The following is a 10,819-nucleotide window of genomic DNA, read 5'->3' as shown; positions in this document are numbered from 1 at the left end:
AACCTCTCTTGGCCCTTGTCCTCTTAGCCCGCCCAGACACCAGCATATGAAGGTCTATTTTATGTCTCTTGGCGCGGTTCTCCTTGTTGAATTGACCTATAGCTCTCTCAACGTGCGCTCGCCGGCGCCCTCTTTGGTTGCCCTCGTCGGATTATTCGGCATTCACGTCTGCGGGCAGCGTCGTCCTGTCAGCAAGGAGCTGCACGTCGGCTCGAGCATCGTAGCCGCTTAGCGCGAAGGAGGACGCTCCGCTCACATGTTCGGGATGTTGGCCGGACGACGCAGTGATGCAGGTACAGCAGAACCGAAAGAAAGCTTGTCACGAGTGTTCCGGAACTCATCCCGCACCGGGGTCTGATCACGATGCTCGATCGGTCTAGTTCGCCTATGGACGTTAGGCTGACACCCCCTGCTTGGATGATGTAGGGAAGCTGGAAGAATAACTGCTGGCCCCCGTTCTAAGGGCGTTCCTGTGACCTGGTTTCTACCAGAACCTGCTGCCACAAAAGGATGCCACATACGACTTTGCGAGCGCACGCTGTGGCGCATGCACGAAGCGAGAGCGCGCTTGGAGCTGGGCGACGATTTCGTACGCACTGTTGCAGGGGCAGTCGGGCGGGCCACGGATTACACCAAGGTGCAATTGAGCTGTCAGTTTCAGGGACTCTACTCTCAGCCGTTCGCCATGGCTGACTGAGAGACCGTAGACGATCTCGATCGAAAGCATCTAGGTCGATAACAATGATGCGCCTACGAAGCTATCGTAATGTAGCGAGAGTGAGCTGCATCCTAAAGTTCCGCAACGAGTAATCATCTTTAGCAGTTTGGCCATGACCATGTCCCTCAACAGATTTGATCTAAATCTTCTGCGCGTGTTCGACGCGGTCATGAAGGAACGAAGTGTGCTGCGAGCCAGCCAGAGGATATGTGTCAGCCCTACGGCTGTTAGCCACGCTCTTGCCCGGTTAAGAGAATTGCTCAACGACGAATTGTTTGTTCGCACGACCGCGGGGATGCAACCGACCGCGCGCGCGGTTGCGATGGCGCCTTTGATACGCCAGGCGTGGAAATCACTGGAGGCCGCGATCGATTCACCCAAATTCGAGCCAGGTAGTTCGACGAGGCGGTTCACTATCGCGGTGAGCGATTTTGCCACCATGGTGATGCTGCCATATCTCCTCGCCATGTTAAGGCGGGAGGCGCCGCTCGTTAATGTCGTAATCCGGCCGGATAGTTGGATCGATCTGGCCGAGGAGATAGATCTCGGACGGATTGATGCGGCAATCGGTACTTTCTCAGATGTGCCTGAGCGATTCGGGGCAAGCTCGCTCTTTGCATACGATGATGTCCTCGTCGCGAGTTCTTCACGGCGACTCGGCAGGCTATCGCTTGAGGCATTTTCTGCCCTTTCCATAGCCGTGGTCTCGTTGAATAGCGAGCATGAGGGAGCCGTCGGCGGCTATGTATCTGAACGTGGGCTGGCCCGGCGGTCGGAAATGTTCGATAGAGCCGCCTTCGAACGGGCCTTTTCGGGGGCAAAGCGAAGTCCGCGTATAGCTGTCTCATTGCCTCACTTTCTTGCGCTTCCCTCAATACTTGAGGACGCGGATTTGATGGCTATCGTGCCACGGCCGCTCGCCAAGTTGTTGGTCTGCAGGCACCCACTGTCGATGCACGAGTTGCCATACAAAACGACTTTGGAGGACGTGAGCGTTCTGTGGCATGAACGGAACGAGGGTGAGGCGCCGCAAGAGTGGCTGCGCGCCACATTGAGCCGAGCTACCGAGCCCCTGCGGGCTCGTATGTTTGAGTTTGCGCGCCCCGCGCAACCCGCATTAAGCCCATCAGTGCAAAGGCTCGCCGCGGAAGCGTGAGAGGGGCCGAGGAGCTTCGAGAAGCACGTCTGTATTCCGCAAAACCAACACCAAGGTACGATAGACCTTCGTGGAAGAGGCGCTCTATTAGAGGAAGAGCCGTCGTTTTTCGCAACCATGATTTGTGGCCTGTTCGCCGGAGCTGGCTCTCAGTAACTCCGACGGTGGGCGGCCTAGGATTGACCCGTGGCCGGCCGCCGGCGGCCAGCGGAGTACGGGATGGAGGACATGGCAGGTCGGCGCCGTGGCCTCAGCTTCTTTGAGTCGATGACCCGTGGTCTGAAGTGTCATTTGTGTGCCGCTGCGATCGTCGTAACGATAAGCGACCTCTGCAAGCGCAAACTTGCGACGGTTGGGAGGTGCATGGTAGCCTATGTTGCGCGATCGTGGTCGATCATTGTCGACGGCCTCCAAATGGACAGCGTGCCGCCGTTGGAATGGGATAGCTGGAATTATTTCCGAGCGTAATTTGAGCACGCCGGGTTGTCCTGGGCAGCGATCTAAAATGGCGGTCAACAGCAAACATTCTGCCGAGCAGAGCCAGTACGCTCAGTGCTGTATCAACGATCTGAATAGGATCCTAGCTCATCCTTCTATTTGGAACGATGGCTCGTTCTCACGGACACTTCCGGATTTTCTGAACATCGTGGTGGACATGCTCCACCTGGACTTTGCTTACGTTCGTCTTAAAGATCCAAGCAAGATGGAATATCTTGAAGTAGCGCGAACAGCGAGATCATCGATCGGAGCCATCAAACCGCAAGAGGTGAGCAGCGTTCTGAGCAATTCGCTGGGCCAAGACCCGAAATCATGGCCCTTGAGGCAGCGGATTGCGATGGGCGACAGAGAGTTTTCGACCGTTTCGCTGCAGTTTGGGTTGCTCCCGGATAATAGAGGAGTGTTGGTGGCTGCGTCTCATCGCGCCGAGTTTCCCGAAGAGGCAGAGACGCTTCGCCTCAGAATCGCAACTAATCACATCGCGAGCGGCCTTCAGGAGGCGCAACTCTTCAGTCAACGAGCTCAAATTGACCAGACTATAGATCAAGAAGTCGAGCAGCGAACCAAAGAGATTGTTGCTCTTAGCGAAGATCGAAGACAAGAGATTGTCGAGCTTAGGCGAGTTGTGGAATCGCTCCGCGTACGAGAAATTGATATTCAGTTGGTAGTGGACGCAATTCCGGCTCCTCTAGCCATTATGACGGCGGATGGAGAGGTCGAGGCCGTCAATCGTCCCGTGCTTGAATATTTCGGGATGGGCGCCGATGAATTGAAGCGCTGGGGCACCAGCGGAGCCGTCCATCCTGATGACGTAGCCGCGACGATCAGCACGTGGAGGCGGGCGGTCGAAACTGGTGAGCCATATGAAGTGGAAAGCCGGCATCGCCGCAGCGATGGCGTCTACCGATGGTTCAACGTCCGCGGCTTTCCGTTACGAGACAAGGGCGGAGACATCGTACGCTGGTGTGTACTTCAAATCGACGTAGAGGAGCGGAAGCGCGCTGAGGAAGCGTTGCGAGCCAACCAGCGCAATCTCAATCTCATCATCAATACTATTCCCGCGCTCGTGTGGTCCGCTCGTGCGGATGGCTCCGCCGACTTCTTCAATCAGCACTACACGGATTATGTGGGTCTCAGTTTGGAGCAGGTCCAAGGGTCTGGGTGGACAGCGGCTCTTCATCCAGACGACCGAAGTGGTGTCGCTCAAGCGTGGCAATCGGTCATGGCGTCGGGCCAGGCGGGTGAGGAGGAAGCGCGATTACGCCGCTTCGATGGCACATACAGATGGTTTCTGTTCCGCGTCAATCCATTACGTGATGAGTCTGGAAACGTCATCAAATGGTTCGGAATCAACACCGACATAGAAGACCGAAAGCGTGCAGAGGAGCAACTGCGCGACACGCAAGCGAAACTCGCGCATATGGCGCGGGTGACGACTATGAGTCAGCTCACGGCATCCATCGCTCACGAGGTCAACCAGCCGCTATCCGGCATCGTCACTAATGCAAATACCTGCTTGCGCATGTTAGCCGCCGATCCTCCAAACGTTGCAGGTGCTCTCGAAACGGTGCGCCGTACGCTTCGCGACGGCAACCGGGCGTCCGATATCGTTGTCCGCCTGCGGTCGCTCTTCAATAGGAAGGCGCCTGTAGCCCAACCAGTGGACCTTAACGAGGCAACACGAGAGGTCCTTCCGCTATTATTAAACAGGATTCAGCGTGATGGAGTCAGCTTGCGGCTGGAGTTTGCCGAAGACGGTCAGCTTGTCGCGGGTGATCGGGTGCAGCTCCAGCAAGTGATCTTGAATTTGCTCCAGAACGCCATTGACGCGATGAGCGTGATCGATGATCGACCGAGAACGCTGACGATCAGGACGGAGCGGGATCAAAGTAATTGGATTCGCCTGAGCGTGCAGGATTCGGGGCATGGTTTTGAATCTGAGGCCGTAGAAAAGCTTTTTGACGCATTCTATACGACCAAGAACGACGGTATGGGAATTGGATTATCGGTCAGTCGCTCTATTATTGAGAGCCATCACGGTCGCATATGGGCATCGTTGAATGATGGTCCGGGGGCCACGTTCTCGTTTTCAATCCCCCGGCGCGCAGAGATTATAAGCAACGCGCACAGCCATGACGCCAAAGGAGCGCCCGCCAGAGGCGGCGTCACGAGGAATGAATGATGGTCACTCGTTCATTTGTGTCGGTGGTCGATGACGACGAGTCCGTGCGGGAGTCCTTGCCGGACCTGCTGAGGGAACTCGGCTACGCTGCTCTAGCGTTTTCGTCGGCCGAAGAATTTCTGGGGTCGGGATATGTGGGGCAGACGGGCTGTCTCGTGCTCGATATCGCGATGCCTGGCATGTCTGGTCCAGAACTCCAAAGAGAGCTGACGCGTCTCAATCAAAGAATTCCAATTGTCTTCATCACCGCGCATGGGGATGATTCGACGGGTCCGCGAATGCTTGAGCAAGGTGCGATTGAGTGCCTTTTCAAGCCATTCAGCGACGAAGCTCTGCTGAAGGCGCTCAATGCTGCCTTCGGAGACCGTTGAGGTAGAAAGTATTCGTGCCTGAATGAGAGGTACCAGAAAGAGATCGATAGCGAAAGGGCCGCTCGCTATGTCACACGAAAACGCAATCGTGTTCGTCGTCGATGATGACGTCTCCGTACGCGAATCTTTAGAATTGCTGATCCGTAACGCGGGCTGGCAGCCAGAGACATTCGAGTCCGCTCGGGCCTTCCTCTCGCGCCCACGCGTCTCTGTTCCTCATTGTTTGATTTTGGACGTCCGTCTTCCGGGGCTCGATGGCCTCGAGTTGCAAAAGTGGGTAGCAGTCGAGCGCCCAGATATGCCGATCATCTTTATCACCGGTTACGGAGACGTGTCGATGACGGTCCAAGCCATGAAGGCTGGAGCCGTAGAATTTTTGACTAAGCCATTCAGTGACACCTTGTTGCTGGATGCAATTCGAGGTGCCATCGACCGAAGCGACGCCTCGCTCCGCCGTGAGGCTGAGATGCAGGCGCTACGAGATCGCTATGCCCTGCTCAGTCGACGTGAGCGGCAGGTAATGGGTCTGATCGTTCGTGGTGTCTTAAACAAGCAGGTGGCCCACGAACTCGGCATCAGTGAGATAACGGTCAAGGCGCATCGAGGTCAGGTAATGCGGAAGATGAACGTAACCTCGTTCGCCGAATTGGTGAGCATCGCGCCAAAGCTAGATCCTTAGTGTTGCTGGAGAGCTGGTGGCGGAGGCCCAGCGCTTGGCACGTTTGCTACTTCGGTTGCGATGGCCGAGGCGGTGACGAAGCGCGTATCGCGGATCGTCCGTGGCATTGGTGCACCAATAGCCGACCGACCGAAATGCAGTCCGCTCATCCGAGGACTGAAATCGTTTCACTTCCGCGCGCGCGTTAAATTGCGCAACATGCACACCGACTTCGCGATGGTCAGAGAATGCGGCCGGATATAAGCATCGATGGGTGCTGTTGGCTGACGCATAGCAACGGGAGGTTCTCAGCAATGGTGGACGACAGATGATTAGCAAGCGCGCTTTTGTGAATGGCGTGACGCTGCACTATGTAGAGGTCGGTTCCGGGCCTGCAGTGCTTTGCCTCCACGGCTGGCCGCAAAATCACCGCGAGTTCCTGCCGATCTTTGAGAGGTGTGCTGAGCGCTATCGATTCATAGCTCCGGACCTGCGTGGGTACGCCGACAGCGACAAGCCGTATGCGGACTATATGCCGGCTACCATCGCCCAGGATTTGCTAGAGCTCGCCGACGTTGAGAAGGTCGACCGATTCCACATTCTCAGCCACGACCTTGGAGGGCCGCCGTCCGTCGCCCTTGCTTACATGGCAGGGGCGCGCGCGCTGTCTCTGGCGACGATCGAGACGCCGTTCTTCGGACTCGACTACAAGAACTACGTGGATCCGCGAGTGCCATATTGGCATCTGTCGATGCACGCGAATATGGATACTGCGCGTTTCTTGATCGAAGGTCGAGAGGAACAGTATCTTCGTCACTTTTTTCGGGACTTTGCCTACAATCCCAACGCAATCAGCGAAGACGAACTACAACGGTACGTTACTCAGATGAAGCAGCCCGGAAACCTGCGGGCCAGCCTCAACCACTACGCCTTCATCGATGAAAAAGCGGCGCAACTCGCTGATTTCGCAAAGAAGAGGCTTTTGATTCCGACCATGGGGTGGGGAGGGCGCCGATCCTTTGGGGCACACTGCTTCGACAGCGCCAAGGCACTCTCGGACCGAGCAGAGGGCGGTGTCATCGAAGAGTGCGGACACTGGGTGTTCGAGGAAAAAACGGACTTCATTTGCGAGCAACTCCGTCAATTCTGGGACAAGAGTGCCAGGTTGTAATCGGCATGATCGAAGCAAGCCTTCCATTTCGTATCGAGAGTACAGAGCATACCGGCATCACCGTTTCGTCGCTCGATCAGGCGCTTTCGTTCTGGGTCGACGTCATGGGCTTCGATCACCTGTATACCTGGGACTTCGATGAAAGCTCGTTCCTCGACGAGTTGGTCGGCGTGAATGCGGCAGCGGCGCGTATAGCAATGGTGAAGGCGCCCGGTCATTTGATCGAGCTTCTGGAATACCGGTCTCCGAACGACCGAAAGGTAATGAAGCCTCGGTCCTGCGATGTGGGATCCGTACATGTGGCCTTCCGGGTCGAGAACATCGACGCATTATTGGAACGGATCAGTGCTGTAGGGTGGAACGCTTTAAGCGGAGTCCAAAGGGTGGAGTCCGGAGAGCGCACCGGACTTCGCCTCGTTTACGTGCGTGGGCCGGACGGCACGACTCTGGAGTTTCTTGAGTATCCAAAAGGTAGCCCAGGCTCGACACCCTGAGTTTCGATCGACCAATTCCGGGAAAGGAAGGAAAAGCCATGCTTCGCAGCAGAGCGATTTTCATCGTCGGCACGATCATGTGTGCCGCCGCCGCCGGAGCGCAGTCGCCGGAGCCACAACTTCCAAAGTACTCCAAGACGCCTGCCGAATTGACTGCCATCGCGCCAACCGGTGGCGTGGGCGGGTCAGGCAACGCCAAGGTCCAGGTCGTTACGATTCTAGGCGATCCGTCCAAGCCAGGGCCGTACAGCCAACTGCTTAAGGTCGCCCCCCATGCGACCATTGCCGCGCATCATCACGCAGGGGATCGGGTCGGCACCGTGCTGCAGGGGACCTGGATGTTCGGTTACGGTCCCAGTTTCAGCAAGGCAGAACTCCGGACGCTTCCCGTCGGATCAGTTTACACCGAACCGTCAGGCGCTGCGCACTTCGCGATGACCGGCGACGAGGCGGTAACTGTGCTGATCACCGGCTCAGGGCCGACGGATACTGTCTACGAGGACCCCGCCGACGATCCGACCAAGAAGCCGTAACGCGTCTGAATTTGCGGGTTTACGGATACAACTTCCCGAGCCGACGGAAGCGCCTGATCTGCTCACACTAGCAGATCACTCGAAAGTCGCGGCGGCCCGCTGGGTTGGCTGCATGATCGTTCGGTTCGGTGGCAGCGTCGTGCTGCGCGACCGGGATGGGGAAATGATCGGCGCAGTCGGAATCTCCGGCGGTTCAGTCGAGGAGGAGGAAATCGTCGCGCAGGCCGTTGCCGTCGTGATCCTGGATTGAGGTCAAGCGCTATGCCCCCCGCTCTCTATGCCCTCGCGGTTGCGACCTTCGCAATCGGTACGACCGAATTCGTTATTGTGGGTCTTGTTCCAGAGATCGCAACCGATCTGGGTGTGTCGATCCCAACGGCCGGCCTCCTCGTCAGCCTCTACGCGCTATCCATCACGCTTGGTACGCCAATCTTTTCCGCACTGACCGGCGCTCTTCCGCGCCGGGGATTGGCCATTGGGCTCATGGCACTGTTCACGATCTGTAAGCGCGATTTTCCCCGCACGTCGACGCTGGCGGTTTGGCGGTTTTTGATGGATTGCCCCAGTATCGGGCGATACCGGGCCGTTCAGGCAGTTGCGGCTTTGTGGAAGTTGAAGGGCAGCAGGTCGGTAATATCGGCGTCGTCCGCGCGCTGAGGCAATTCGGTGAGGACGTGGCGCAACCACGCTAACGGCTCGACACGTGAGGCGCGGCAGGTCAGCATCAGGCTGTAGACGACGGCACTGGCCTTGGCTCCGTCGACGGTGTCGCTGAACAGCCAGCTTTTTCGGCCAGTTGCAAAAACCCTGATGTCGCGTTCCAGAAGATTGTTGTCGATCGGCATGCTGCCGTCCCCGGTGTAGCGCGTCAGATAATCCCACTGGTTCAGTGTATAGGACACGGCGTCGCCGAGCTTGCTGTCAGGCAGGACCTTCGGGGCCATGTCATCGAGCCATACCTTGAGGGCGTTCAGGACGGGAATGCTGTGTTGCTGGCGGAAGCGGCGAATGCAGTCGGCCTGTGTTTCACCGTTCTCCGGTTTCTCGTCCCGCACCTGCCTTTCAACCCGGTAGAGCTGTTCGAAGAACCGGAGCGCCTGTTCCGGCGGCCCGCCACCCTTCCTTCTCGCTTTGAGTGCATCGACAAAGCGCCGCCGGGAGTGGGCCATGCATCCAATGTGGGTGGCCCCTTCCAGCGTGCGCCATGCGCTATAGCCGTCATTCATCACGATGCCACGGTAATCGCCGAGGAAGGTCTGCGGGTGGATTTGGCCGCGGCCCGGCTGATAATCCAGAAGAACGATCGGCTCGTGACTATCCTTGCCGCTGCGATACGCCCACATGTACGATGTGCTGGTGGCCGCTTTGTCCTTCTCCTTGAGGACCTGAACCGTCGTCTCGTCGCCATGGATGAGAGGCTGCGATCTGAGCCGCAGCTTCAGGGCGTCGTAGATGCGATACAGATGCTTTTCGCTCGAGCCGATCACCCAGTGGCCCAAAGCGCCGCGGCTGACAGGAACGCCTGCGCGTTCGAAGGCCTGCGCCAGGCGGTAGAGCGGCGTGCCGTCGACATATTTGTGAACCAGCGCGAACGCCAGCGTCGAGGCCGTGGCAACGCTACCCGGCAACGGCTGCGTCGGCATCGGCGCGGTCACGACAGGGGCGTTGATCCCGGTGCGATCGCAATGGCGGCAGGCATATTTGAAGCGCACATTCTGTAAAACCTTCGCCTTCACCTCGATATGAAGTTGCTCGGTGACAGCCTCGCCCATGCGATGCATCTGGCCACGGCAGCAAGGACACGCCTTCTGATCGTCGGGCAGGTCATACTCGACGCGCTCACGCGGCAGGTTCGCCGGCAGCGGCCTGCGGCCGCGCTTCTTTCCCGTCGTGCTTTCGACCGATGGCAGACCCGTGTCCGGAAGTTCGGCGGTATCGTTCGTTTCGCTGCCGGCGTCATCCTCATCGGCGGCCTGCTCGGCTTCATTGAAGAGACGGTCGACGTGCTTTTCGCTGCGTGGCGCAAAACGATGCAGGCGTGCCAGCGCCAGTTCTTCCTCGAGCTTGACGACGCGGTCGGCGAGCTGACGGTTCTCCGCCTGCAGCGCAGCAATGCGCGCCAACAGCACTTCAACACTCGGATCGCCGGTTCGATTCATCGGATTCTTGAATCTGAACCGTTCCGACGCGTCAACCGCTCAACTCGAGAGCTCAGCCGGCAACCTGATATTGCCGTACTGGATGGCGGACCATCGCATCGATATCGATACCGTCGAGGATCCAGTGCAATTGCTCGGTCGTCAGCGTGACGACCGCCGCTTGGCGGCGCGGCCATCGGAACCTGTCCTCGGTCAGCCGCTTCAGGACCAGCACAAAGCCGGACCGGTCGAAGAACAACAACTTCATCCGGTCGCAACGGCGATTGCAGAACGCAAAAACCGCCGGCGCAAACGGATCGAGCGCCATCGTCTCCTGAACCAGAACCGCAAGGCTGTTGATGCCAGCTCGGAAGTCGATCGGCTCACGGTGCAGATAGACCTGCAGGTCACCGCCCAGTCTGAACATGGCCCAGGGCTCCAATGATCGCCGTCAATGCATCCACATCCCCGCATTCCAGCGCGAGCTTCACGCCATTCGGCAGCGACGCGCTCACTTTGGCCGGAGAACAAAAAGCTGGAGACCCCTTGGATTCCGACCCACCCACTTCATCGCAAGTCGCCGGCAAATCCACCGCCGCCACACTGCCTTGCCGCGACAAACCCCGCTCGGCGGTCCCCTCAAGGTGAACCGGGATGAACGCCGAGGGTGACGACGACGGCGCCGACCTGGCCGCGGCGTCCTTCTTGATCCACTTCCGAAGCAGGTTCGCGTTGACCCCATGTTCGAGCGCAAGTCTCGATACCGAAACGCCAGGCTCAAGGCAGGCCGCCACAAGACGCTCTTTCGATGCCGCCTCGTAGCGCCGGCGACCGTTCCGGCCAACAAGCCTGACCCGCAGTTTCTGATCATCCGCTGCCATCACAAGGTGTCCACCTATT

At 58.1% G+C, this 10,819-nt stretch carries 13 protein-coding genes; 10 read left to right on the top strand and 3 right to left on the bottom strand.

The window, feature by feature from the left end; all coding sequences use genetic code 11:
• Window positions 1–46 precede the first annotated feature (46 nt).
• The 10 genes from ACVWZM_RS43990 to ACVWZM_RS43945 all read left to right on the top strand — a co-directional run bounded on the left by ACVWZM_RS43990 (window position 47) and on the right by ACVWZM_RS43945 (window position 8,438).
• Window positions 47–232, top strand: a complete 186-nt coding sequence (locus ACVWZM_RS43990; RefSeq protein ID WP_456856432.1) for a DUF1427 family protein — start codon at window positions 47–49, stop codon at window positions 230–232.
• Window positions 233–830: 598 nt separating this feature from the next.
• Window positions 831–1,874 carry a LysR family transcriptional regulator gene (locus ACVWZM_RS43985; protein ID WP_456856430.1) on the top strand — a complete coding sequence of 348 codons (1,044 nt, stop codon included), beginning with the start codon at window positions 831–833 and terminating at the stop codon, window positions 1,872–1,874.
• 505 nt (window positions 1,875–2,379) lie between these two features.
• Window positions 2,380–4,554 (top strand): PAS domain-containing sensor histidine kinase, encoded by a 2,175-nt coding sequence (locus ACVWZM_RS43980; protein WP_456856429.1) that lies wholly within the window; start codon window positions 2,380–2,382, stop codon window positions 4,552–4,554.
• Window positions 4,551–4,925 carry a response regulator transcription factor gene (locus ACVWZM_RS43975; RefSeq protein WP_456856427.1) on the top strand — a complete coding sequence of 125 codons (375 nt, stop codon included), beginning with the start codon at window positions 4,551–4,553 and terminating at the stop codon, window positions 4,923–4,925. The genes ACVWZM_RS43980 and ACVWZM_RS43975 overlap by 4 nt, the downstream gene beginning before the upstream one ends.
• A gap of 88 nt (window positions 4,926–5,013) precedes the next feature.
• Complete coding sequence (locus ACVWZM_RS43970) at window positions 5,014–5,604, top strand: response regulator transcription factor (RefSeq protein ID WP_456856426.1); 591 nt, start codon at window positions 5,014–5,016, stop codon at window positions 5,602–5,604.
• A gap of 307 nt (window positions 5,605–5,911) precedes the next feature.
• Window positions 5,912–6,754, top strand: coding sequence for an alpha/beta fold hydrolase (locus tag ACVWZM_RS43965; protein WP_456856424.1), 843 nt, complete (start codon window positions 5,912–5,914; stop codon window positions 6,752–6,754).
• Window positions 6,755–6,759: 5 nt separating this feature from the next.
• Window positions 6,760–7,248, top strand: coding sequence for a VOC family protein (locus tag ACVWZM_RS43960; protein WP_456856422.1), 489 nt, complete (start codon window positions 6,760–6,762; stop codon window positions 7,246–7,248).
• A gap of 38 nt (window positions 7,249–7,286) precedes the next feature.
• Entirely contained in the window at window positions 7,287–7,781 is a 495-nt protein-coding gene (locus tag ACVWZM_RS43955; RefSeq protein WP_456856421.1) for a cupin domain-containing protein, read from the top strand.
• A gap of 112 nt (window positions 7,782–7,893) precedes the next feature.
• Window positions 7,894–8,031 (top strand): heme-binding protein, encoded by a 138-nt coding sequence (locus ACVWZM_RS43950; RefSeq protein ID WP_456856419.1) that lies wholly within the window; start codon window positions 7,894–7,896, stop codon window positions 8,029–8,031.
• 11 nt (window positions 8,032–8,042) lie between these two features.
• Window positions 8,043–8,438, top strand: coding sequence for an MFS transporter (locus ACVWZM_RS43945; RefSeq protein ID WP_456856417.1), 396 nt, complete (start codon window positions 8,043–8,045; stop codon window positions 8,436–8,438).
• Here the strand turns inward: ACVWZM_RS43945 and tnpC are convergent.
• From tnpC to tnpA, 3 genes are read right to left on the bottom strand one after another with little or no spacing between them, the layout of a single operon-like run.
• Window positions 8,369–9,940 carry an IS66 family transposase gene (gene tnpC / locus ACVWZM_RS43940; protein ID WP_456856416.1) on the bottom strand — a complete coding sequence of 524 codons (1,572 nt, stop codon included), beginning with the start codon at window positions 9,938–9,940 and terminating at the stop codon, window positions 8,369–8,371. The genes ACVWZM_RS43945 and tnpC overlap by 70 nt on opposite strands.
• 52 nt (window positions 9,941–9,992) lie before the next feature.
• Window positions 9,993–10,346 (bottom strand): IS66 family insertion sequence element accessory protein TnpB, encoded by a 354-nt coding sequence (gene tnpB / locus ACVWZM_RS43935; protein WP_253637931.1) that lies wholly within the window; start codon window positions 10,344–10,346, stop codon window positions 9,993–9,995.
• Window positions 10,327–10,800: an IS66-like element accessory protein TnpA gene (tnpA, locus tag ACVWZM_RS43930; RefSeq protein WP_456855941.1), complete on the bottom strand. Its 474-nt coding sequence runs from the start codon at window positions 10,798–10,800 to the stop codon at window positions 10,327–10,329. The genes tnpB and tnpA overlap by 20 nt, the downstream gene beginning before the upstream one ends.
• Window positions 10,801–10,819: the final 19 nt, after the last annotated feature.

It is taken from the genome of Bradyrhizobium sp. USDA 4501 (assembly GCF_054062115.1).
Note: the sequence above shows the minus strand (reverse complement) of the source record. Positions and strands in the feature narration are given on the sequence as shown.